We start from the raw sequence: 23,592 nt of genomic DNA, 5'->3' as shown, positions 1-23,592 counted from the left end.
TTATTTACAGAACCATAAACGCATTAAGGAAAGTAGCTGGTCAATCTTAACAGGTTTTGTAATATAATCTGATGCACCAGCCTCGATGCATTTAAGTCGATCGCCTTTCATTGCTTTTGCAGTTACAGCAATAATGGGAAGTGTGCTATTTTTATGCTCACGCCTGATCTTCTGGGTAGTTTCATAACCATCCATTTCGGGCATCATAATATCCATCAGTACCATTTCAATTTTCGGATTTTCATTCAAGATGTTGATGGCTTCTTTTCCACTTTCAGCAGTAACAACGTTGATATTGAATCGCTCAAACACTGTTGTTAATGCGAATAGATTTCTAACATCATCATCTACGACTAATATATTTTTGCCCGTCAATATATCTTCTTTATTCCGAATGTTCTCAATAATCCTACGTTTTTCGGGGGCGAGATTTTTGTGAGGTATATGGAGATGGGATACTGTTTCCTCCAATAGGTTTTCAATTGAATTGACGCCTTTCACAACCAGGGAACTCGAATTTAAATTGATAGTACTTAATTCAATTTTGTTAAAATCCTTGGCAGAATATACAATAACAGGGGTTAGTTTTTTCTTTGCTTTGCTTACCTCATGGAGCAGGTCCACCCCTGAAATATCAGGGAGCGTATAATCTAGAATGAGACAATCGAATTCCTGAGTCTTGACTAGCTCAATCGCTTCATTACCAGTGGAGGCAATAGAGACTGAAATTAAATCATCGCTAATAACTTTTGCGATTTGGGATGAGTCGAGCTCATTATCTTCGACGACCAGGATATTACGCTTGGTTTTGTTTCCGCACGTAACGATGTCATTGAAAAGCTCATTCAACATGTCGTTGTCCAGCGGCTTGAGTAAGAAACTTCTCGCACCACGTTTCAGTGCCAACATTCGGTTTTCCTCTCCAGACACAACATGAATCGGTATATGCCGGTATGTCAGATCGTTTCTCAGTAAGTCGATAACCTTCCAGCCACTAGTCTCAGGAAGTTTTACGTCTAGGGTAATGGCAATTGGCGCGAACCGGTTAATGAAGTCAAATACCTCCAGATAGTTAGTGGCAACAATCACTTTTAGACCAAATTCATGTGCTTTGTCGATAACAATTTTTCCAAAGCGCAAGTCATCCTCTACTACCATAACTACTTTATCGTCAGGCAAGATGTTACTTCGGTCATCTCCAGTTTCATTGATCATTTCGCTGACGATGTCCAGGCTTCTGGATTCTATGCCGTCAGCGGTAATCCGAAGATTTCCAAGGAGGTTACCAATTTCTCCGTCGGCCGATTCTTTGCGCAATTGTTGAATAGCCTGAATGCTTTGGGGTGCATTTTTAGGATCAATTTTAGGTACGTTGTCTATAGGCAGGTACAAGGTAAATGTGCTGCCATAACCTGCCTGGCTTTCAAGTTCAATAGTTCCTCCAAGAAGTTCTGCAAGTCCACGGCTGATAGAAAGTCCCAATCCCGTTCCACCATATTTACGGCTTGTAGAACCTTCTGCTTGTTGGAACGCTTCAAAAATAATGGATTGTTTTTCAGTGGGAATTCCAATTCCTGTATCTGTGATTGAAAAGGCAATAACTTTTTTGGCGCGATCAAGATTGATATTGCCTGGCTTCCAGGTATGATGGGCTTCTGTTATTTTCAAACAGACTTCACCCTTTTCGGTAAACTTAAACGCGTTTGACAACAGGTTCTTGAGAATCTGATTGAGCCGTTGAATATCCGTTTCCATCGAGGTCGGCAGCAAGTAATCAGTTTCAATTTTGAATCGCAGATTTCTTGCTTCTGATATAGGCTTAAATGTCGTTTCAACAAAGGACGCAATTTCGGATATGCGTACCGTGGAGATATTGGTAGAAATAAAACCAGATTCAATTTTCGACAAATCCAGGATATCGTTGATTAATTGAATTAAATCGTCACCGCAAGAGTGAATCGTTTTAGCATAACGAATCTGTTTTTCATTCAGATTACCTTCTGCGTTTTCATATAACTGCTGGGCCAGGATGAGTAAGCTGTTTAATGGCGTTCTCAATTCGTGAGACATGTTGGCCAGAAACTCTGATTTGTATTTGGAGGTAAGCGTAAGCTGTTCTGCTTTTTCTTCCAGAGATTTTCTTGCTTCCTCAACTTCTTTGTTCTTCGCTTCCACTTCTTCTTTCTGCTTCACCAACAGCAGCGCTTTATCCTGAAGCTCATCGTTCGTTCTTCTCAATTCCTCTTGCTGCGTCTTGAGTTCTCCAGCCAGCGATTGTGATTGTGCCAATAACTCCTCTGTTCTTGAGTTTGTTTCGATGGTGTTCAATACAATACCAATACTTTCAGTCAACTGGCTCAGGAAGTCAAGATGTGTTTCACTAAAGGTATCAAGAGATGCGAGCTCAATAACAGCTTTCACATCATTCTCAAACAACACCGGAAGAATGATAAGATTTGCAGGTTTTGCTTTTCCTAATCCGGAAGTAATTTTTACATATCCTTGAGGAACATTCTTCAATAGAATTCTTTCTTTTTCGAAAGCGCATTGGCCAACAAGGCCTTCCCCGATTTCAAATTCCTTTGGTATATTCTTGTCTTCCTTGTACGCATAGGCCGCAAAGAGTTTTAGTTTGTGGTTTTGAGTTTCTTCATCCTGTTTTAGGATATAGAACGCACCATAATGTGCTGTTACAACTTCTGCCAGTTCAGAAAGAATACGCTTCGTTACAGTATTCAAATCCTTTTGTCCTTGCAGCATTTGCGTAAACTTCGCTAAGTTTGATTTCAGCCAGTCCTGATCCTGATTTCTCAATGTGGTTTCGCGGAGGTTGGTGATCATCTGGTTGATTGTATCTTTCAAAGCTTCCAACTCGCCTTTAGCATCCACGCGAATGGTTCGGGTCAAATCTCCCTTTGTTACAGCCGATGCAACTTCAGAAATTGAACGAACCTGTGTTGTTAAATTAGCAGCCAACTGGTTTACATTTTCCGTTAAGTCTTTCCAAGTACCTGAAGCACCTGGTACGCTAGCTTGACCACCCAAACGACCTTCGACACCTACTTCCCGCGCAACTGTTGTCACCTGCTCGGCGAATACAGCTAGCGTATCGATCATTTCATTAATGGTGTCTGTCAGCTGAGCCAACTCACCTAATGCATTGATGGAAAGCTTTTGTTTTAAATTACCTTTTGCTACAGACGTCACAACTTTGGCAATACCCCGTACCTGCCCCGTTAGGTTAGAAGCCATTTGGTTCACAGAGTCAGTAAGGTCTTTCCAAGTTCCCGCTACACCCCGAACTTCGGCTTGTCCGCCTAACTTTCCTTCGGTACCCACTTCACGTGCCACACGGGTTACTTCAAAGGCGAAGGAATTTAATTGCTCCACCATGGTATTAATGGTGTTCTTTAATTCAAGCATTTCACCACGCACATCAACGGTGATTTTTTTAGATAAGTCACCATTCGCCACTGCAGTCGTCACACCAGCAATGTTACGCACCTGATCAGTCAGGTTACCAGCCATCTGGTTCACTGAGTCTGTTAAATCTTTCCATGTCCCTGCGACGCCAGGTACAAAGGCCTGACCACCTAATTTTCCTTCTGTTCCGACCTCACGGGCTACACGCGTAACTTCGGAAGCGAAACCTCTCAACTGATCCACCATGGTGTTCAGGGTATCTTTCAATTGCAGGATTTCACCGCGAACATCAACCGTAATTTTCTTTGATAAATCACCGTTAGCCACAGCGATCGCCACATCAGCAATATTTCGGATCTGTGCAGTCAGGTTACCAGCCATTTGATTCACGGAATCTGTAAGCCCTTTCCATACACCGCCGACTCCTTTCACTGTTGCTTGTCCGCCAAGTTTACCTTCAGAACCTACTTCGCTAGCCACCCGTGTTACTTCCGAAGCGAAAGAGTTAAGTTGATCCACCATGGTATTAATGGTATCTTTAAGCTCTAACATTTCGCCTTTTACATCAACCGTAATTTTCTTTGACAGATCACCCTTCGCCACAGCTGTCGTTACATCTGCAATATTCCGTACCTGGTTAGTCAGGTTGTCGGCCATCTTATTTACGGAGTCCGTTAAATCTTTCCATGTACCACCGACGCCCGGTACGTCTGCTTGCCCACCCAGCTTACCTTCAGAACCCACCTCGCGGGCTACACGCGTAACTTCTGATCCAAATGAATTGAGCTGATCCACCATCGTATTGATGGTGTTCTTAAGCTCCAACATTTCACCTCGCACATCCACGGCGATTTTCTTTGACAAATCACCCTTTGCAACGGCCGTTGTTACTTCCGCAATATTTCGCACTTGGTTGGTAAGATTTGAGGCCATCTGGTTAACAGAATCCGTAAGATCTTTCCAAGTCCCACCAACACCTGGTACGTTAGCTTGTCCACCCAGCTGACCGTCTGATCCTACTTCGCGGGCAACGCGTGTTACTTCAGAAGAAAAGGAATTCAATTGGTCGACCGTGGTATTAATTGTATTTTTTAATTCAAGAAGTTCTCCTTTCGCATCAACCGTGATTTTCTTTGACAAATCACCTTTGGCGATAGCTGTAGTTACACCCGCAATATTTCGTACCTGTGTGGTAAGGTTACCTGCCATTTGGTTAACAGAATCTGTAAGATTCTTCCACACACCTCCCACATCCTTTACAGTAGCCTGGCCTCCTAATTTACCTTCGGTTCCCACCTCTAAGGCTACACGTGTTACTTCAGAGGCAAATGAGTTAAGTTGATCCACCATCGTATTGATGGTGTTTTTCAACTCCAACATTTCACCCCGCACATCCACCGTAATTTTTTTCGATAAATCCCCGTTTGCTACGGCGGTTGTTACACCGGCTATATTTCGTACCTGTCCGGTAAGGTTCGAAGCCATTTGGTTTACCGAGTCCGTAAGTTCTTTCCAGATACCACCAACGCCTTTTACCGTTGCCTGGCCTCCCAACTTACCTTCTGTTCCAACCTCTAGCGCAACGCGGGTCACTTCCGATCCGAATGAATTTAGCTGATCCACCATGGTATTGATGGTGTTTTTCAACTCCAGCATCTCACCGCGTACATCCACTGTAATTTTTTTCGACAAGTCACCATTGGCCACCGCAGTTGTAACACCCGCGATGTTTCGAACCTGATTTGTCAGATTACCAGCCATTTGATTTACCGAGTCCGTCAAATCTTTCCATGTTCCACCAACACCCGGAACATCTGCCTGGCCACCCAATTGGCCCTCCGATCCAACCTCACGGGCTACACGGGTAACTTCAGATGAGAAAGAGTTCAACTGATCCACCATCGTGTTGATAGTGTTTTTTAATTCCAGCAACTCGCCTTTTGCGTCAACAGTAATTTTTTTCGACAAATCTCCCTTGGCTACCGCAGTTGTTACTCCGGCGATGTTACGGACTTGTGCTGTTAAATTACCCGCCATCTGGTTTACAGAATCTGTAAGATTTTTCCAGACACCTCCTACACCTTTTACTGTGGCTTGACCACCGAGCCTTCCCTCAGTACCTACTTCGAGTGCAACGCGTGTTACTTCAGATCCAAATGAATTAAGCTGGTCCACCATGGTATTGATGGTGTTTTTTAATTCCAACATTTCACCCTTCACATCCACTGTGATTTTTTTGGAAAGATTTCCACGGGCAATGGCTGTTGTTACTTCCGCAATGTTACGAACCTGGTTGGTAAGGTTACCAGCCATGTGATTTACAGAATCGGTAAGGTCTTTCCATACACCACCTACGCCTTTAACTTTTGCTTGTCCTCCGAGTTTTCCTTCAGAGCCTACCTCCCTGGCCACACGCGTCACCTTCATAGAGAAGAGGTTAAGCTGTTTCACCATGTAGTTTACTTCTTTCGCAATCCGCAAAAATTCCCCCTCCAATTTATGATCACCGATTTCTTCGGGCATTTCCTGGGAAAGATTTCCTTTTGCAACGGAGCTGATAACGTGAGCAATTTCAATGGTGGGGTGAACGAGATCCGAGATCAATGCATTTAAGGAATTTATGCCAGTGCCCCATGAGCCTTTTGAACTGGGCATTTCAATGCGCTGGGTAAGTTTACCTTGCTTGCCAATGGTATTGCCCGCCCGGGTAAACTCAAGCATCATTTCCTCATTTAATGAAATGATTTCATTTAATGTATCACAAATTTTCCCGCTTAAACCGATCTGGTCATAGGGCATCCGCACTTTGAAGTTGCCGTTCTTCACTTCTGTTAGAACGCCTAACATCTCCTTGAAATCAAGGGAATCGATGGTAGTGTTGTGCAGTTGGGGTTCTCTGATCAAGTGGCCATTGCCATTTTTTGCTTTCTTTTTAATTGTGTCGGCACCATTTGCACCGTCAGAGGGCAAAGGTGTCTTAACTTTTGCAGGCATTGCTTTTGTTTTCATGCAGGCGGATTACATTATGTCGAATAGAAATGTCGAAATATGGACAGCAGAACCCAATGCTTTACTGTTAGAATCACAAGGGGCGGTGTCTCAAAAAAAGCCAATATAAACGTCTTATTAAAGGAATCTAAAATACGCATTGTCACGCGGATATACTCAAATTATTTTTCGTACGCGAAAAAATTATAGACTTGTGCGTAACAACTTTTTCCTGAAAAATGTTTTCCGAATTCTAACTTCCGTTATTTTCGAATCTCCTGCACTTTTTCCAAAGCTCTTGAAGAAACTTTTTTCAAAATGAATGGTACAACAAGCTTTGTGAACCATCCTGCCTTAGATAAGAGCTTTTGTCGTACAAAAAGTTCAATACCAAGATTAGTACCGGCCTGAAGTAATAGGTTGTTTTGAGAGGGATTTTTTGGAGGCGTGAAAAAGGACACAACGTTGCTAATGGGCTCTAATTTTTGTTTGACCGCTTGAAGCTCCTCATTAAAGACATTTTTATAATGTTCCAGGTCGGTTTCTAATTTTTTTTTGTGAAGGATCAACTCATCGTAATTACTAATCTTGTTCATAGAATTTCTTGATTATGAGGTTTCGAATACCGGGAATTAATGTTTTTTTGGCGATCATCAATATAATCGCCAGGACTGTGATGAAGATGCCGCCCACAATGAAAAATCCGGCTTTCATATTCTCGAGTTCCTCGCCCATCCACCAGGCGGAACCGAACCCTAAAAAGAATAGAATAAAAACTGAAACAAGCAGCATGAGAATGCCAAAAATACTTAAAGAGGCTCCTTGAGATGCTTTTTCAACTGCTTTGACCGCCATAAGATCGCGGTAGGTCTGAACCAAATTGCCGACGGTATCCATTATTTTTTCCGAGGGGTTTTTATTCTCTTCCATGGTTGTTCGCTAATCGTGTGAAATTAATGTACTTCGTTGAGTTCAGATTTTAAATGTTGAACTTCTTGCTGAGCTATTGACTTCACTTGTGCAGCAACATCCCTGCCCGTATTCAATAACGATGAAAATTGATTCAGCCAATCCTGGGCTCCATCTTTTATTTTCATTTGAAGGTCTTTACCTTTTTCTGGCGCTAATAACATTCCTATAGCCGCTCCAGCAACTGCTGCTGCAGCGAATCCGAGAATTACTTGAGTTGTGATTTTCATATTTAAGTATTTAACGTTTCTAATCTTTTATTATCGATTGTGTCATTCGGAACGATACCGATTTATACCTTAACAACTTTAGATCGATTTTTGATTTTTGGAAGTTTAAATCGGGTTTTGTTTTCGCCGTTTTCTACTTCGTCCCCAAGTAACAGACCCCACGGTTTGAGCTCGGGTACTTTATCAAAAATCACTTTTAGCACTGCTAAGCCCGGAATAGCTAGAAACATTCCCGGTATCCCACATAAAGCGCCACCGATCAACACACCTATGATCGTTACCAAGGCATTTATTCTCACTTTATTTCCGACAATTAAAGGCATCCCAAAGTTGTTGTCGATGAATTGAACTGCGGCAAGAATAATACCCACCCAAAGCACATCGCTAATATTTTCCGAGCTGATAAGGGTAACGATCATACAAATAATATTAGCCACTAACATTCCTACATAGGGGATGAGATTGAGCAGGGCGGCAAGCAGCGCTAAAAATATGGCGTACTTGATTCCAAGTATTAAAAACCCCACTGAATTAAGGGTAAATACAATGGATGTCTCGATGAGAAGCCCGGTAATATATTGTTGCGCAATTGTACCAGACTCTGATAAAACTTCGTGTACCCTTTCCTCTTCGCCATTTTTAAACACGCCTATAAAAAAAGTTTTAATGGTTGTTCGATAGTATAATATGAGGAAAGTATAAATCGGCAATAAGACGATATAAGTAAGGATCTCCGTTAAAGACAAAAATGTTGCGCTAACTATTTTTGGCGCTTCGTCTTTGATGTTTTCAACAGTATCATTGAAGTATTGATTTTGCTTGGGTACTGAAATGTTTGTGCTGGTGGTAAACCATTTTTGAAAGGACACACTTACTTCAGAAATTCGCTCCCGAAGCTTTGGCGCATCGTCTAGAAAATTTACGACCTGGCTCGATAGAAAATATACAATAGCGGCGATAACCAGTATCGCGACCACCAACGGGATTACAATGGAAAGCGTTTTTGGAAATTTCTTGCGCGCTAAAAAATTCGTTATTGGAAGCAAAAGCATCGAAAGCAGTATGGCAAATAAAATAGGGAGAATGATTCCTTTCCCAAAAAATAAGCCTACACTTAAAATAACCAGAGATAAAAGAACCAAACTTAGCTTTTGATAAAAAGGAGTTTGCGCTTGATGCACCATATTGCGTATTTCATTTGCTACTTACATTTCCGTGCCAACGAAATTTCGATGTTCGCGAGGCACCCATTAGTATTAAGGAATACTTTGAGGAATATTTTCCACATTTCATAGATTTTTCTCTACGCAGGTCTTCGGTAGCTTCTAATCAGTGGGATAATTTCAGAGGAACGCTTCTTGCGTGAACAAGAAAAACAAGACCTCATGAAATTTTTGCGAAAAGGCTGGGATATTCTTAAACAGACCGTTTTGAATTTCGTTCAGGATGATTCGTTCAGTTATGCGTCGTCTATAGCATTTTATACTATTTTTTCCTTGCCTGCGATTCTCATCATATCACTTTCTGTTGGGGCAACGGTTTATGAACGGGATGTAGTTCAAGCAGAACTTGTCAGTCAGGTATCGAGATTAGTCGGTGAAAAAAGCGCTGTAGAAGTTGAAAAAATATTATTAAATGCGGCATTAGATTCCACCGGTACTTTTGCCAAAATAATAGGTATTGCTACATTGATTTTTAGCGCGACAACCGTTTTTATTTCACTTCAAACAAGTCTCAATAAGATTTGGGGAATAAAACCTAAACCGGAGCGCGGCTTCTTAAAATATCTAATTGACAGATTAATATCATTGGCAATGGTGATCAGCATCGGATTCTTGTTGCTGGTGTCGCTGGTTTTTGATACTGTACTGGTGATACTTCAGAAAAAAATGGCTGTCTTATTCGATGGATGGACATTGTACTTCGTCACCACGTTGAATATTGTATTATCGTTAGCATTGATCACGTTCATCTTTGCTATGTTATTTAAAGTGCTTCCCGACGCCAAAATTAAATGGAAGGACGTCTGGGTTGGGTCATTCATCACAACGGCATTTTTTGTGCTGGGAAAATATTTGATTGGTTTTTACTTGGGCAACAGCTCTGTTAATTCTGCTTACGGAGCTGCAGGCTCACTTGTAATTATTTTGATCTGGGTTTACTATTCAACGGTAATTTTTCTTTTTGGTGCTGAACTTACTTCAGTGTATGCAGAAAAGACGGGAAGTGAGATCACTCCTTATCATCATGCTGTTAAGGTGCAGATGGTGGAGGTAGAGAAAGATGTGGAGAATGGAAAAACAGTAGTTAGCGATCAGCAAGTCAGGCACGAGGAGCCAGTTACCGTAGACGTTAAATCTTAGAAATAATGCGTGTTAAAATAAATAAAAAATGGATCATACTTGCCAGCATTTTAGTGCTGGTGATAGTTGCTAGGTTAATGTTACCGTACTTTGTTACACGTTATGTAAATAAAGTACTTGCCGATATCGATGGTTATGAAGGGTCGATAAGCGACGTTGATATCCATCTTCTCCGTGGCGCATACGTAATTCATGACCTGCGGCTTTTCAAAATAAATGGTCATGAAAAAGTTCCGTTCATTGATGTTCCGGCGATTGATTTGTCTGTGGAATGGCAAGCGCTTTTTAAAGGGTCCATTGTGGGTGAGATAATTTTTGAACGCCCAAAATTGAACTTCATAGGAGGTGACGGAAAAGAAACAAAGAAACCGGGTAATGACACCCAAACCGGCAAAGATGTTGACTGGACGAAGCCAATCAAGGAACTAATGCCGCTGCAAATTAATAGACTGGAGATCAATCATGGAACCGTTGCGTTTTATGACTTTACCACCAAGCCAAAAGTTGATGTTCGTTTAGACAGTCTTTATGTACTTGCCACGAATCTTAATAATGCAGATAATGAAAAAGAACGGCTTCCATCCAGTGTTATAGCAAGCGCCACTTCTGTTGGCGGAGGAAAGCTACACCTGAATATGGACATAAATGTTTTGAAAGAGACTCCTGATATGGATCTTAACTTGAAATTTGAAAAAATTAATATGCCGGCCTTGAATGATTTTTTTAAGGCGTATAGCAAGGTAGATATCGAACGCGGAATCTTTAATTTATATACTGAACTAGCCATTAACAATGGAAAGATAACGGGTTACGTAAAACCTGTGGCACAGAATATTAAAGTCGTTGATTGGGAAAAAGACAAAAAAAATCCAATCAATTTGATTTGGCAATCTATTGTTGGCGTCGTTGTGGAATTCTTCGAGAATCAAGAAGAAAATCAATTTGCCACTAAAGTCCCGCTTCAGGGTAATCTCGATAACGTAGAATCAGGAGTTTGGCCTACTGTTTGGAATGTTTTCAGAAATGCGTTTGTACAAGCATTTGAACGGAACACAGATAATACGATAAAATTTTCTGATAGCATCGCCGAGGTTAAGAAAGAAAAAAGCGCTAAAGAAATTCGAAAAGAAAAACGAGAGCAACGACGCAAAGAACGTGAACGAAAAAGAGAAGAACGTAAAGAGAGAAAAAAAGAAGATCAAAAAGGAAAATAACTATGAAACCACAACACACGGGCACCCAACAACTTTTTTCAAATCCGGTTCTTGAGAAATTAACACGTACACACATTGCAGTTCCCGTCACCATATTTTTCTTGTATGCACTTGGGCTTTGCGTATGGAACGTACGTTATACGGACTTGCAAGCTGGTGTTACCATTGTTTTATTCTTTGCAGGATGGTTGACTTTTACATGGGTTGAATATCAAGTGCATCGTCATCTTTTTCATCTTGACACCTACACCACATGGAGGAAAAATTTTCAATACATGGTTCACGGTGTCCATCACCATTTTCCTAAAGACAAGGACCGCCTGGCAATGCCTCCATTGCTTAGTATTACCATTGCAACCTTACTTTTGATTCTGCTAAAGCTCGTGCTAGGTGATTATGTGTTTGCTTTTCTGCCGGGGTTTTTGGTTGGATATGCATTTTATTTGCTGATACATTATGTCGTTCATGTTTACGCACCGCCGAAAAACTTTTTAAAGGCATTATGGGTTAATCACAGCATTCATCATTATAAAGAGGGCGACTTATTGTTTGGCGTGTCCTCTCCCTTGTGGGACTACGTATATGGGACGGTTCGCGAACGTCATGAGGTAAAAAATCTAAGTCGGGAAAATATTCCTCATGAAATGGAATAATTCTCCAGATTAATTTTTCCAAACAGGAATTAATTTCATTATGAGGTTTCAAAAATTGGCATACTTATTTTAGTCAGTGTCCTAGAAGTACAAATAAGAAAACTATGAGACGACCAAAAAGCCCCACTGAAACAGAGAGACCGAAGGCTTACAGTAACGAGCCCCCTTCACGCAAGAAACCATCGGAAACTCATGAAGAATTTAATAGAACAGTGCCTGAACGGAGGAATCCGGAATATGTGAAGCAGCATGATCGCGCCGTCAACGAAGACGAGCAGCTCAAAGATGTTAACTATAGGGAAGATAACGCTCAGTCAACAGGAACGGTGAGCAACGATGCAACGAGTGCTGCCTCACCTGAACCCGAAAATAGGATAGAAGCTGGGGATGACTATAGCGAGGTAAATCCCAGGCCCCGCAAGGTAAATTAGTTAGTTCATTCGACAGTTATTTCCCTGTATCTAACACGCTATTTTTAATCCCTGAGAACAACGACTTCCACCAGTAGTTAAAGATTTGCCTTTTCTTGTCCCTTTCAAAAGAAATTGTTCCAGTTCTTTTTTCAACTGGTGTACTTTTGTCTTTATCGTTTTTTAAAACTGTATTAATCAGCAGCGTTTTTAAATCATTTATCACGGCAGATTTTTCTTTTTTCAACCCGTTAATCTTTAGGTCTACATAGTTTATGGTAAGCCTACCGTTGGATGATGTTTCCGTGTAATCGAAATTAAAATTTATCTGATTAAGTTTTCCGGTTTCTATGCTTATGAACGCCAGGTTCTCCAGCGGTTGATTTAAATGATGAAGGTCCATGCTATGCACTTTGCCTTCGGCATGATAGGGCTTTTTTTCATCGAAGGGCAGGATAAAAGATGCTTCAATCTGCCCTTTCCCCATAAGACGGGCGCTAGCAGTAAGGGTGCAGTGTGCTGGCCTATTGTAATAACTGCGATTTACTACATTGCTGAACGAGGCATTTAAATTCTCGAACGTAACTGTGCCGCTTTTAAAACCCTCGGACGGAAATTCTTCATAGGTTATTTTTGCGTCCCGGACCTGGATGGTATCAATCTCGATAGCGAAAGGCAAATTGCGCAAAGCCTCCATGGGTAAAGGTTTGTTTTCTTTTTCCCGGAAGGGCATGCGCTTGTCCCTAAAAGAAAGTATTTCCGCGGAATCGATATAAACCTTTGATGCAATGAATGCACTGTCTCGAAGATCGTCGAAATGAAAACCAACGACTCGAATTTTTCTGATGAAGGTATTTATTCTATCAATCTGTTTACCGGCGATTTGAGCGAATTTGTACTTGGTATGTTGCGGGATAAGAAGTAGAGAGTCGACAGTCAACGTTTGGTCTCCACTGCTAACATCAATAGCGGAAATCTGGGTTTGATATAATCCAGCCCCACCGTTAATAACGACGTCGCTTACATGGGCTTCAAAATCATCTATGGCATACGCCATTAAGTTTGAAATCTCAGCTGTGTCCGAAGATTCTATATTTTTTAGCGTTATATTGACAGAAGCGGACCATTCCGGCAAGGAATCGTTAACAACACTTGTTTTAAGATTTTGGAGGGTGACCTGACCCAATGTTACTCCCGTTAATATCGTTTTCTTAGATGCATTGGACGAATCCTTAAATTCAATATTCTTATTTATGGTCAACTCACCATCGACGATTGATATGTTGCCAATATCCAAATGTTTGTCGCTAAGATATTTAAAGATGCCAATGTTGGAAACCCTTAGCTTTTTTATATGCCCTTTACTCCTGTTTGTAGAGGTATCTCCAGGTGGATAGCTAAATTCAACATCATGAAGCGTGACGCGTCGAAGAAATAGATTGATTTGAAGCGAGGCAAATTTTCCACCAACAGAATAAAGTTCAGTCTCGATTTTTTTACTTGCATACAACGAAAGAATCCAGCCGGCTACCAGTAATATTAATGTAAGGCCGGCAATACCGATGAATACCCATTTAAGAAAGCGGCGCGATTGTGTTTTCATAAAGAGGGGCATCCTAAGTCCAAGTCCGGTTTTAAGATGCCCCTTTTGTTAAACTCTCTCGCCACGAATCAATCTGAAAATAATTGCAATTACAGCAATGACCAATAAAATATGTATTAATGACCCTACACTGTAAACAAAAAAACCTAGAGCCCAAGCAATTAATAATATTACTGCAATGGCATAAAGTAGATTGCTCATATGATATAATTTTTAGTTATGAACATGGGTGGTAAAATTTCATGCCATTAAAAACAGGCGATTACAACGATTATGAATGATGTTTAACAAAAAGTGTAGTATAAATTACCCATTTTTCGGGTAATAATGTACGCACTCTGCTTTTAAAATGTCTTCAAAAGGTGAAAATTACTGGTGGCATGATTTTTTCGAGTGGTGTATAAATTATTCTTATGTGGGACCTCATTTTCAGTATTAGCCTCATTGCGGGCACTTACCTGGGAAGTGCCGTATTTGCAATCGTGTTGTTTAGAATATTTTTTCCATTGAAAAAGAAATCAATTGAAAGCAAATTAACTTTAACGTATTCAAAACATAGAATGTCCAATGCGCCAACTAAGCATCGAATTGAGTGGTCGGCAGTAAATAGAGGAAGGGATTGGGTAAAAATCAATTCATGAATAAGATCTTAGTAGTTGATGACGAAATTGAGATTTGCCTATTGGTTACGCGCTATCTGACTAAAATGGGTTTTGATGCGTCATACGCATTATCCATTTCTGAAGCGCTGACTAAAATTTCTATCGTATCGTATGATCTCTTGTTTGTAGACTTGAATCTGGCTGATGGATCAGGATACGATTTGATTCATTCTTTAAAAGAGTCAAACGTATCATCAAAGATTATTATTATAAGTGCTTATGACAGCGAACGTCAGAAAGCTTTACAGAAAGGGGCCACTTTGTTTATGGCGAAACCTTTTACGAAAAAATCCATTTCAGAGTCGCTCGAAAAATTAAATTTCTTAACCAAATAAACAGCATCGCACAAATTAACAGATATGCCAAGACTACTTATTATTGATGACGATAAAGATATTTGTACAGTATTGTCAAAGTTTCTTACGAAAAACAATTATGAAGTTGACGTAGCGCATAGAGGGGATGAAGGACTTAAATTGTTGAGAACGCATGACTATACTTTAATCCTGTGTGATTATCGTCTGCCTGATTTTACAGGCGTGGAAATGTTGCGAAAAATTAAATTACTCCAGCCATCGGTCGCTGTTATTATCATAACTGGTTATTCCGATGTCAGGACAGCTGTCGAAACATTCAGATATGGAGCAAATGACTATGTCACGAAACCTTTATACCCCGATGAATTGCTTGTTACCATACGAGAAACAATTGCTAAGAATGAAAAAAGAAATTCATCGGAAGTTGAGAATACACCAGAGGTAAGAAAAAATAAAGTCCATGCCGAGCCTCTCAACTATATTGTTGGCAAGAGTGTACAATCTCAAACGGTTCAACGTTACATAGAATTAATTGCTCCCTCAGACATGTCGGTGATTATCAACGGTGAGACTGGAACCGGAAAGGAGTTTGTAGCACAATCGATTCACCGTTACAGCAAACGCGCAAACTATCCCTTCGTAGCCATTGATTGTGGCGCCCTTCCTAAGGAACTTGCCGGAAGTGAATTGTTCGGTCATATTAAAGGTGCGTTTACAGGCGCCGTTAATGACAAACAGGGAAGCTTTGAAGTTGCTAATGGCGGAACAATCTTCCTTGATGAGATTGGAAATTTGTCATATGAAAATCAAATCAAGTTACTCCGTGTAATTCAGGAGCGAAGAATAAAAAGAATTGGTGCGACAAAGGATATTCCTATCGACGTCCGCATCATTGCGGCTACCAACGAGGATCTGACGAAGTCTGTAAAAGAAGGAAGATTCAGAGAAGATCTTTATCATCGTCTGAATGAATTTAAGATCCAGCTTTCGCCACTTCGCGAGCGGAAGGATGATATCTTGATCTTTGCTAACTATTTTTTAGAGAAGGCGAATCAGGCTTTGCATAAAAATGTTAAATCATTTTCGCCTGAAGTCCTTACACAAATTACGAATTACTTCTGGTATGGTAATCTCCGTGAATTAAACAACGTCGTTAGAAGATCAGTGTTACTCACCGTTGGTGACGAAGTTCAGTCTGACAGTTTACCTCAAGAAATAATACAAGCACATTCGACGCTTATCCTTCCAGGCGATATGGCAGACGATAGCGTTGGATTACTAAAGTCAATCGCTGGATCAGCGGAAAGGCAAGCAATAATCGATGTGCTCGAAAAAGTTAACTACAACAAGTCAAAAGCAGCAGAACTCTTAAAAATCGATCGAAAGACGCTGTACAATAAACTTAAACTTTATAACATTCATGCATAAAAAAAAGCATCCGCCGTACGGCGGATGCTTTTACCCCTAACTTAAAACCAAACTCCTCAATCATCATTCTTATTGCCCAAATTGAGCGCCAGATAAATCTGAGCGACTGAATTTTTTGAATCTCCTATTAATAATTCTGCAGCATCGCTGTCGGCAATTTTTGCCAACCCATAATTATATCGAGCTCCCACCTGGAAGTTTCCGAAATTAAGGCCAAAGCCACCTGCCAATCCATAGTCAAAAGATTTAAGGTGATCTTTGTCAATTTCATCAACGTCATTCCCTAAATTGCCTTCGTGAGAAATACTGGCGCCTAACAAATAACTCGCATAAGGCCCAATGTGAATTTCTGCCGATTCACCTAATTTAAAAACCGCCAATACCGGTAGGTCTAGGTAACTTAAATTATACTTTATGGTTTGATCGAAAAAATTTCCACCATACTCAACTTTTGACCCTTTTGTTGAGAATAATAATTCGGGCTGAATCGCAAAAGCATCTGATGATAATACCTGACCATAGAATCCAATATTAAATCCAAACCGTGCATTTTCATCATCGACCTCGTCCACATACAAATTGCTTACGTTTAAACCGCCTTTTATTCCACCTTTGATTTGGGCATATACATCGGAAGAAAGCAGGCTTGCAGAACCAAGTAAGCAGAATACTGTTAGAATCTTTAATATTTTAGTCATAGTAATATTGGGTTGTTTGCATTGGCTATTGTAAATAGTAAGCCAGGAAAAAAATATCGAATCAAGCGAAATTTTAATGGTATGAATTCCTTTCAATAGATTTTTTTCTACAATTGTAGATCACGAACCCCATATGAAGAACTTCTATATTAAGTTAATGTTTTTGGTCATCGTGATGGTGCTTGTGGCAGTGAGCCTGATGACATACAGAAATTTAAGCAACTACATGACCGAGGTAAATCTGATTCGCCACTCGCGCGAAGTTCTAAGATCACTCGAACAGACGCTTTCTACTATTAAAGATGCTGAAATTGGCCAACGAGGCTTTCAACTTACAAAAGACACTTTGTACTTAGCGCCTTATTATAGTTCTGTAAGTGTTTTGCCTGCTCAGATCCGCGCACTCGACAGCCTCACGCGCAACAACATTGTAATTTCCAGGAAAGTTGACACATTAGAAATTCTAATTAACCGTCAGTTCACCATCATCAATAAAATTCTCGCAATAAAAAATCCAGGAAACGAGCTTTTGACTGCCGAAGAGAAGCCCTTGCTATTCCAAGGAAGAAGTAACATGAATGAAATCCGCGACATCATACGGCGTATTTCAAATGAAGAAGGGAAGATTTTTGAGACACGTCTAACGAGTGAAACGGATTTTCGAAACATTGCACCCCTTGCGCTGTTACTTTATACTTTAGTTGCATTAGGGGGAGTATCCTTTTTATTTTCAAAAGTCATGGACGCGTTAGAAAGACAGCGTATAGCGGAAGCGAGATTGAATGAAAATATTCTCACGCTTAGAAGTGAAGTCGGTATCCGCGAATTTACACAAAAGACATTGCGAAGTGTTCTTGATAATTCGCTTGACGGAATTATGGCCTTCAGTGCTATTCGCAATAAAAACACAAGAGGTATAGAAGATTTTGCGTTGGTTTTATCCAACGAAATTGCTTCAAAAGCAACAGGCAGAGCCGAAAAGGATCTTATAGGGAAAAATCTGCTGTCTATTTTTCCCAATGTGCGATCTGAAGGCTTGTTTGATATTTACAAAGAAGTAGTGGAGACTGGTCAGCCCAAACAGGTTGAACAACTTTTTAGGCAAGGCGACCCATATGTGGGATGGTATAACATCACCGTTGTTAAATTGGAAGATGGGTTCGTGGTCACGTTTTCCAATAATACCAATCAAAAACAGCAACGTCTTATTCTTGAAGAGCGTGGTTTGTTGCTGAAAGAAGCGGAAGCGCTGGCAAATATGGGAAGCTGGAAATGGGATGCAGCTAATCAATCGTTGTTGTGGTCTGATGGTTTGTATAAAATACTGGACAAAGACCCGAACACATTTATCCCTTCGTGGAATTCTTTTCAGGAAAATGTTTACCCGGAGGACCAGGGTGCGGTAGAAAAATTCATTGATGAAATTGTCGATGATCACGACGGTAAAACACTTGAGTTCAGGATAGAAGTGCAAGGCGTATTGAAATATCTGTCCATGACATCTAAACCTAGAGAGGCAAATGTAAAGTCGGGTGTTGATATATTAGGTACTGTCATTGATGTCACAGATCAGAAGATGTACGAAACACAATTAGAGCAATACACTGCGGAGCTGAAACGTTCTAATGAAGATCTTGAACAGTTTGCGTATGTGGCCTCGCATGATTTGCAAGAGCCACTTCGTAAGATAAGGGCATTTGGTGATCGACTTGTGTCGCGGTATAAACAGAAACTAGATGGCCCGGGAGAGGATTATATTAAACGAATGCAGTCTGCTTCGTCACGCATGCAGACGTTAATTGAAGATTTGCTGTCATTTTCACGTGTTTCACGAAGCGGCGAAGTTTTTCAGCAGTTGGACATGGATCAAATTATGACGGAAATTTATGAGGATCTTGATATCCAAATTAAACGGGAAAATGCAGTGATTAAGATTGGCGGCTTGCCCTCGGTAACGGGCGAAAAAATACAGATCAAGCGCTTATTTCAAAACTTAATTAATAATGCTGTAAAATTCCATAAACCGAATGAAATTCCAATTGTTGAAGTATATGGAAAGCCAATAAAATGGCAGGAGATAAAAAAAGAATTTAATGTTTCCCTGCCGGATAACGCTTATGTGAAGATTACTGTTAAAGATAATGGCATTGGATTCGACGAAAGATTCATAGATAAGATTTTTAATATTTTCCAGCGTTTGCATGGCAGAACAGATTATGAAGGAACTGGTATTGGTTTAGCGATTTGTAGAAAAATTGTAACTAATCATAAAGGATTTATAACCGCAAAGAGCAAGGAAAACATAGGCTCTGAATTTATAGTTATATTACCTGCGGCTTAAAATAGTGCGTTTTTAATATCGATGAAGAACACAAGAACCGTTAATATCCTCATGGCAGATGATGATGCCGATGATAGAATGCTGATGAAGGAGGCCTTAGATATAAATAAGTTGTCGAATACAATACATTTTGTAGAAGATGGCGAAGAACTCATGCATTATTTATATAAAGAGGGTAAGTTTAAAACACAGCCTACGTTTAGACCCGGCCTGATTTTACTGGATCTGAATATGCCGAAGATTGATGGGCGGGAAGCGCTGAAGCTTATCAAGTCAGACCATAGTTTAAAAAGCATTCCTATTGTAATATTCACAACGTCAAGATCTGAAACAGATGTAACTCAAATCTATGATCTTGGCGCAAATTCGTTCATTTGTAAACCTGTCAGGTTCGACCACCTTATCGAAATGGCAGGACAACTTGGGAACTATTGGTTTCGTACGGTAACCTTACCGTTACAATAATAAGTTTAACACCTATGAAGACAACGCCGGTTAAAGTATTGCTGATTGAAGATGATGAAGATGATGTGCTGTTGGTCAGAGAGTATCTGGCGGAGAGTGGCAATTTTACTTTTGAATTGGAATGGGAGCCTAAGCCAGAGCAGGCACGATTAAAAATGGTCTTGGGAAGTCATGATGTTTTCCTGATCGACTATCGACTCGGAAGTGAAACAGGATTGGACCTTATTAAATTTGCCCAACAAAAAGGGGTTATCACGCCAAGCATTTTACTTACAGGGCAAGGAGATTTGAAAGTTGACTTAGACGCTACACGATTTGGCGCTGCAGATTATCTTGTTAAAACCGAATTGAATGGTCCAATCCTGGAGCGAAGCATTCGTTATGCTTTAAGTCAGGCAAAGGTAATTCGCGAGCTGGACGAAAAAGAAAAAAGATATCGATCACTATTCGAGCGGTCAGTAGATCCTATTTTCCTTGCGAACGAACATTTGAAGCTGGTGGATGTGAACGAATCCTTCATGAAATTTTTTCAGTACTCAAAACAAGAAGCTTTGGCTTTGAAAATAAAAGATTTGTTTGCCGAAGAAAGTGACTATGAAAAATTTTATTCGAACTTGAAGGATTTGGAGCAAGTGCGTGACTACGACTGCTACATGATTAACAAGAACGGATCTAAGAAAGGATGCCTCGTAAATTGCGTATTTATTCCTGATCAACTTTCGGAATTTTGCTGCTACCAGGGAATAATTCACGATCAGACTATGCGCAAGAAGGCCGAAAGAGATATGATCATTGCAGAACGTCTTTCTATGACTGGTAAGATTGCCCGGACTATCGCCCATGAAGTCAGAAATCCTTTGACCAACTTGACATTGGCTTTCGATCAGTTGAAAGAGGAAATTCCTACAGAGACGCCAGATATTAAACTGTATAGCGACATTATAGAACGTAATGCAAATCGTATCGAACAGCTTATCAGCGAAATGCTGAATTCGTCCAAGCCTAAGGAACTTAACCTCGAGTTAACACCCATTCATGAGATCCTGGAGGAAACGCTAGCATTGTCCATTGATCGAATCAATCTCAATCAAATTAAACTCGAAAAAAATATTCAACGCGATCTCCCCAGAGTACTGCTCGATCGTGAAAAAATAAAAATCGCCTTGCTGAACATCATTATTAACGGGCTCGAAGCCATGCAGCCGGGAAGTGGTATCTTAAAAGTAAGTACGGAATTAAGAAATGGATCTATTGCTGCACTTATCTGTGATAATGGAAAGGGCATTGCTTCCGAAGAAATAGAAAAATTATTTGATCCGTTTTATACTGGGAAGCCAGGGGGTATGGGGCTAGGTCTAACATCAACAAAGAATATATTGAACAGTCATAGCGCGGAAGTCGAAGTGCTAAGCGCCATAGGCGAAGGAACCACCTTCTGCATCTCATTTAAGCTCCCGGAGTAGCAAATTATTTTTTCGTTTTCATTGGAAACGTTTCCGGCGATTTCCGGGATTTTTTTTAACCATTCGGTTGACAGCTTGTTCTTAAAGCACCATCGTGGTCCGTCCGACCATCAGTGGGTAGAATTTCGATTGAACGTTTATGCACTACGTTGGGCGACAAAAAAATACAGATACAAGATAAATGTATTTTTTTGTGCAACGCACTGTCTATATACAAGTTGATTTAAGGATAATAAAAAAAGCAACGTGATAAGCATAGTATTAGTTACATATAATAGAGCGGAAAGATTAAAATTGTCCTTGCAGGATATTTTGAATCAAACATTCGACAATTTTGAATTGATCATTTGTGATGATTGTTCTACTGACGCTACTGAGAAATTGTGCAGGGAGTTCGTAGCAAAGGATGAAAGAATAAAATATTTCCGACATGCGACTAACAAACGAATGCCGGCTAATCTAAATTTTGGAATTCAAAACGCAACTTATCCATACATCGCGATTCTGCATGATGGCGATCGCTTTAAGCCAGATCTCCTGGCCCAATGGTATAAAGCGATAACGGAAAATGAGTCTGTCGGCTTTGTTTTTAATTCTGTGGGTATAACGGACAGCAACGATAATGTCGTTAGTACAAGCTTCGACTACAAAGATTTAAAGGAGGGTGTAATTGACAAAGATTTTTTATTAAAAGAAATCTATTTCAGGACGCCGAATTTCTTTTCACCTGTATATGGTGAGGCGATGGTTAAAAAGCAGCTTTTGCAAGAGAAAGGTTATTTCAAAAAGAAATATGGCTTCTACGCGGATGTTGATTTTTGGATGGAAGCTTTGCATACGCATGATGCATATTTTTGCGCTGATACATTAATTACAGGGCCTAAAAAAGAAATTCAGCCTCGCTTATTCGAAGATAATCCGATAAAGTATTTCATGTATATGTTTACAATGCAAATGGTTCATCGGAAAAAAGCCTATCGCACGAAGCCTTTAGTAATGTTAAAGGAACTATTTATATTCTGGGTGCAGGCATTTATCAGTTTGAACTTTTGGTTGTTAGTCATTGTCAAGAATTTTTCCTTTCGATATTTTCTCGCGCTCGTTAAACTCCTGAAAGGAAATTTTGTGTTCCTGATGTCGTGGACAATTATTTTGGTGCTTTATCCATTGTTATACCCTTTCCTAAAATTATATAACATGCTAAAAACTTCGCGTCAAAAACCTGTAGCACAGATGAACTGAACAGGAGGTCTACAACATTATTCTTTTTGATCGGTAAGGAAATTTATCAGAATGAAAGTCATGATGAGGCCAGAAAATATTCCTTCCAACCATACCGCGAAGGTTGCGATGTAGGTGTTGAGATAAGGACCCATTGGTTCGTTTTCTATAATAGCCTGCATTAGCGCAGTATCTATCTTTAGATAAAGAAATAAAAACAGTACAAAGGTAGAGGTACCAATAAATGCAGAGGATACCCCAATGATCAATGCTTTGAAATAATCGAGATTTCCACTGTGGGTTCTTTTAAACTGTTTTAACGAATAATATATTCCTATGGACATGATTACCAGATTCAGCAGACGATACTCGATGACATGCAGGAAGCCCGCGAAATACGCAATGAAAAAGTAAAAGATTAATCCAAGGGCAATAAACGTCCCGTAGATTTCTGGGATTCTTCTGGCATATTGGAAGATTTTTATTGAGTTGACTTTCATAGGAATTTCTTTAAGATTTGACAGCAATTTTGTTAGCTGGTTTCCCAAAAACATTGTGCCAAATGTCAACCAACGATTAGGCTGGCCATTACAACATCGATAAAAAAAGGAATTGAATTTTTTCCACAACTGGGGAAATTGTGGTTCAACGGAGATCAAAGGAATCAGGGAAGTTGCAATACAAACTCTTCCTTAGGAGGCTGCCCAAGGTTTTCCTTCCAATTAACCGATAACACATATTGAATTGATTTTCTAAAGCTTAAAAAATCATTTGGTTTTCGAATGTATAAATGTGCGCCGGCGTCATATGCCTGGTTAATTGTTTTGGGAAAAGAGGAGGTCGAAAAAATAATAACTGGTAAAATTCTAAGGTTTTTGTCATGCTTGATCTCCTTTAAACACTCAAGGCCATTCTTAATGGGCATGTTTAAATCAAGGAAAAGCAAATCGGGCAACTGGGGCAGATTATTTAGAGCCTTAATGGTCTCCTCCCCATCTTTAGCCATTGTTAAATGAACGAGGTAAGGCAACTCCTTTATTACTTCCTGAAAAAACAAGCGGTCATCCTCATCGTCGTCCGCAACAAAAATATGTGTGGAATGAAATTCAGGAATATTCATTTTCAAAAATACAAAGAATGTGAA

Annotated in this window: 20 protein-coding genes; 10 read left to right on the top strand and 10 right to left on the bottom strand. The window is 40.1% G+C overall.

The window, feature by feature from the left end; genetic code table 11:
- The 5 genes from P2W71_RS17405 to P2W71_RS17385 all read right to left on the bottom strand — a co-directional run bounded on the left by P2W71_RS17405 (window position 1) and on the right by P2W71_RS17385 (window position 8,752).
- A complete protein-coding gene (locus tag P2W71_RS17405) occupies window positions 1-6,432 on the bottom strand; it encodes a HAMP domain-containing protein (protein ID WP_276372576.1) in 6,432 nt (2,143 codons plus the stop codon).
- 242 nt (window positions 6,433-6,674) lie between these two features.
- Window positions 6,675-7,007 (bottom strand): hypothetical protein, encoded by a 333-nt coding sequence (locus P2W71_RS17400; protein ID WP_276372575.1) that lies wholly within the window; start codon window positions 7,005-7,007, stop codon window positions 6,675-6,677.
- The gene (locus P2W71_RS17395; RefSeq protein WP_276372574.1) at window positions 6,994-7,341 is read right to left on the bottom strand and encodes a phage holin family protein; all 348 of its coding nucleotides are present in this window, start codon (window positions 7,339-7,341) and stop codon (window positions 6,994-6,996) included. Before P2W71_RS17395 ends, P2W71_RS17400 begins: the two co-directional genes overlap by 14 nt.
- Before the next feature lie 23 nt (window positions 7,342-7,364).
- The gene (locus tag P2W71_RS17390; protein WP_276372573.1) at window positions 7,365-7,610 is read right to left on the bottom strand and encodes a YtxH domain-containing protein; all 246 of its coding nucleotides are present in this window, start codon (window positions 7,608-7,610) and stop codon (window positions 7,365-7,367) included.
- 62 nt (window positions 7,611-7,672) lie between these two features.
- Window positions 7,673-8,752, bottom strand: coding sequence for an AI-2E family transporter (locus P2W71_RS17385; RefSeq protein ID WP_276372572.1), 1,080 nt, complete (start codon window positions 8,750-8,752; stop codon window positions 7,673-7,675).
- A gap of 243 nt (window positions 8,753-8,995) precedes the next feature.
- Between P2W71_RS17385 and P2W71_RS17380 the strand changes: the two genes are divergently transcribed.
- The 4 genes from P2W71_RS17380 (at window position 8,996) to P2W71_RS17365 (ending at window position 12,271) form a co-directional block, all read left to right on the top strand.
- Window positions 8,996-9,973 carry a YihY/virulence factor BrkB family protein gene (locus P2W71_RS17380; RefSeq protein WP_276372571.1) on the top strand — a complete coding sequence of 326 codons (978 nt, stop codon included), beginning with the start codon at window positions 8,996-8,998 and terminating at the stop codon, window positions 9,971-9,973.
- A 5-nt stretch (window positions 9,974-9,978) separates the two neighbouring features.
- Window positions 9,979-11,187: a DUF748 domain-containing protein gene (locus P2W71_RS17375; RefSeq protein ID WP_276372569.1), complete on the top strand. Its 1,209-nt coding sequence runs from the start codon at window positions 9,979-9,981 to the stop codon at window positions 11,185-11,187.
- 2 nt (window positions 11,188-11,189) lie between these two features.
- Complete coding sequence (locus P2W71_RS17370; RefSeq protein WP_276372568.1) at window positions 11,190-11,840, top strand: sterol desaturase family protein; 651 nt, start codon at window positions 11,190-11,192, stop codon at window positions 11,838-11,840.
- Between the two features lie 104 nt (window positions 11,841-11,944).
- On the top strand, window positions 11,945-12,271 hold the full coding sequence (locus P2W71_RS17365; RefSeq protein WP_276372567.1) for a hypothetical protein: 327 nt from the start codon (window positions 11,945-11,947) through the stop codon (window positions 12,269-12,271).
- Between the two features lie 16 nt (window positions 12,272-12,287).
- Here P2W71_RS17365 and P2W71_RS17360 read toward each other — a convergent pair whose 3' ends face one another.
- Together P2W71_RS17360 and P2W71_RS17355 are read right to left on the bottom strand one after the other, a co-directional pair.
- Window positions 12,288-13,853, bottom strand: a complete 1,566-nt coding sequence (locus tag P2W71_RS17360; protein WP_276372566.1) for a DUF748 domain-containing protein — start codon at window positions 13,851-13,853, stop codon at window positions 12,288-12,290.
- A gap of 48 nt (window positions 13,854-13,901) precedes the next feature.
- On the bottom strand, window positions 13,902-14,054 hold the full coding sequence (locus tag P2W71_RS17355; protein ID WP_276372564.1) for a lmo0937 family membrane protein: 153 nt from the start codon (window positions 14,052-14,054) through the stop codon (window positions 13,902-13,904).
- 436 nt (window positions 14,055-14,490) lie between these two features.
- Here P2W71_RS17355 and P2W71_RS17350 point away from each other — a divergent pair, with 436 nt between their 5' ends.
- Window positions 14,491-14,850 carry a response regulator gene (locus P2W71_RS17350; protein ID WP_276372563.1) on the top strand — a complete coding sequence of 120 codons (360 nt, stop codon included), beginning with the start codon at window positions 14,491-14,493 and terminating at the stop codon, window positions 14,848-14,850.
- 24 nt (window positions 14,851-14,874) lie between these two features.
- On the top strand, window positions 14,875-16,260 hold the full coding sequence (locus tag P2W71_RS17345; protein WP_276372561.1) for a sigma-54 dependent transcriptional regulator: 1,386 nt from the start codon (window positions 14,875-14,877) through the stop codon (window positions 16,258-16,260).
- 56 nt (window positions 16,261-16,316) lie between these two features.
- Here the strand turns inward: P2W71_RS17345 and P2W71_RS17340 are convergent, their stop codons facing one another.
- The gene (locus P2W71_RS17340; protein WP_276372560.1) at window positions 16,317-16,958 is read right to left on the bottom strand and encodes a porin family protein; all 642 of its coding nucleotides are present in this window, start codon (window positions 16,956-16,958) and stop codon (window positions 16,317-16,319) included.
- A 133-nt stretch (window positions 16,959-17,091) separates the two neighbouring features.
- Here P2W71_RS17340 and P2W71_RS17335 point away from each other — a divergent pair, with 133 nt between their 5' ends.
- The 4 genes from P2W71_RS17335 (at window position 17,092) to P2W71_RS17320 (ending at window position 22,469) form a co-directional block, all read left to right on the top strand.
- On the top strand, window positions 17,092-19,299 hold the full coding sequence (locus tag P2W71_RS17335) for a CHASE3 domain-containing protein (protein WP_276372559.1): 2,208 nt from the start codon (window positions 17,092-17,094) through the stop codon (window positions 19,297-19,299).
- 21 nt (window positions 19,300-19,320) lie between these two features.
- A complete protein-coding gene (locus P2W71_RS17330) occupies window positions 19,321-19,764 on the top strand; it encodes a response regulator (protein WP_276372558.1) in 444 nt (147 codons plus the stop codon).
- A gap of 14 nt (window positions 19,765-19,778) precedes the next feature.
- A complete protein-coding gene (locus tag P2W71_RS17325) occupies window positions 19,779-21,227 on the top strand; it encodes an ATP-binding protein (protein WP_276372557.1) in 1,449 nt (482 codons plus the stop codon).
- A 246-nt stretch (window positions 21,228-21,473) separates the two neighbouring features.
- Complete coding sequence (locus P2W71_RS17320; protein WP_276372556.1) at window positions 21,474-22,469, top strand: glycosyltransferase family 2 protein; 996 nt, start codon at window positions 21,474-21,476, stop codon at window positions 22,467-22,469.
- A gap of 17 nt (window positions 22,470-22,486) precedes the next feature.
- Here the strand turns inward: P2W71_RS17320 and P2W71_RS17315 are convergent, their stop codons facing one another.
- On the bottom strand, window positions 22,487-22,948 hold the full coding sequence (locus tag P2W71_RS17315; protein ID WP_276372555.1) for a hypothetical protein: 462 nt from the start codon (window positions 22,946-22,948) through the stop codon (window positions 22,487-22,489).
- 164 nt (window positions 22,949-23,112) lie between these two features.
- Window positions 23,113-23,568: a response regulator gene (locus tag P2W71_RS17310; protein WP_276372554.1), complete on the bottom strand. Its 456-nt coding sequence runs from the start codon at window positions 23,566-23,568 to the stop codon at window positions 23,113-23,115.
- Window positions 23,569-23,592 lie beyond the last annotated feature (24 nt).

The sequence above is a fragment of the Chryseolinea sp. H1M3-3 genome, assembly GCF_029360725.1.
Classification (GTDB): Bacteria; Bacteroidota; Bacteroidia; order Cytophagales; family Cyclobacteriaceae; genus Chryseolinea.
The sequence above is the reverse complement of the archived record's forward strand: the minus strand, read 5'-3'. Positions and strand labels throughout refer to the sequence as shown.

Coding starts and splice junctions, on each gene's coding strand:
- P2W71_RS17405 (WP_276372576.1), bottom strand. CDS start 6,432: ATGAAAACAAAAGCAATGCCTGCAAAAGTTAAGACACCTTTGCCCTCT.
- P2W71_RS17400 (WP_276372575.1), bottom strand. CDS start 7,007: ATGAACAAGATTAGTAATTACGATGAGTTGATCCTTCACAAAAAAAAA.
- P2W71_RS17395 (WP_276372574.1), bottom strand. CDS start 7,341: ATGGAAGAGAATAAAAACCCCTCGGAAAAAATAATGGATACCGTCGGC.
- P2W71_RS17390 (WP_276372573.1), bottom strand. CDS start 7,610: ATGAAAATCACAACTCAAGTAATTCTCGGATTCGCTGCAGCAGCAGTT.
- P2W71_RS17380 (WP_276372571.1), top strand. CDS start 8,996: ATGAAATTTTTGCGAAAAGGCTGGGATATTCTTAAACAGACCGTTTTG.
- P2W71_RS17375 (WP_276372569.1), top strand. CDS start 9,979: ATGCGTGTTAAAATAAATAAAAAATGGATCATACTTGCCAGCATTTTA.
- P2W71_RS17370 (WP_276372568.1), top strand. CDS start 11,190: ATGAAACCACAACACACGGGCACCCAACAACTTTTTTCAAATCCGGTT.
- P2W71_RS17365 (WP_276372567.1), top strand. CDS start 11,945: ATGAGACGACCAAAAAGCCCCACTGAAACAGAGAGACCGAAGGCTTAC.
- P2W71_RS17360 (WP_276372566.1), bottom strand. CDS start 13,853: ATGAAAACACAATCGCGCCGCTTTCTTAAATGGGTATTCATCGGTATT.
- P2W71_RS17355 (WP_276372564.1), bottom strand. CDS start 14,054: ATGAGCAATCTACTTTATGCCATTGCAGTAATATTATTAATTGCTTGG.
- P2W71_RS17350 (WP_276372563.1), top strand. CDS start 14,491: ATGAATAAGATCTTAGTAGTTGATGACGAAATTGAGATTTGCCTATTG.
- P2W71_RS17345 (WP_276372561.1), top strand. CDS start 14,875: ATGCCAAGACTACTTATTATTGATGACGATAAAGATATTTGTACAGTA.
- P2W71_RS17340 (WP_276372560.1), bottom strand. CDS start 16,958: ATGACTAAAATATTAAAGATTCTAACAGTATTCTGCTTACTTGGTTCT.
- P2W71_RS17335 (WP_276372559.1), top strand. CDS start 17,092: ATGAAGAACTTCTATATTAAGTTAATGTTTTTGGTCATCGTGATGGTG.
- P2W71_RS17330 (WP_276372558.1), top strand. CDS start 19,321: ATGAAGAACACAAGAACCGTTAATATCCTCATGGCAGATGATGATGCC.
- P2W71_RS17325 (WP_276372557.1), top strand. CDS start 19,779: ATGAAGACAACGCCGGTTAAAGTATTGCTGATTGAAGATGATGAAGAT.
- P2W71_RS17315 (WP_276372555.1), bottom strand. CDS start 22,948: ATGAAAGTCAACTCAATAAAAATCTTCCAATATGCCAGAAGAATCCCA.
- P2W71_RS17310 (WP_276372554.1), bottom strand. CDS start 23,568: ATGAATATTCCTGAATTTCATTCCACACATATTTTTGTTGCGGACGAC.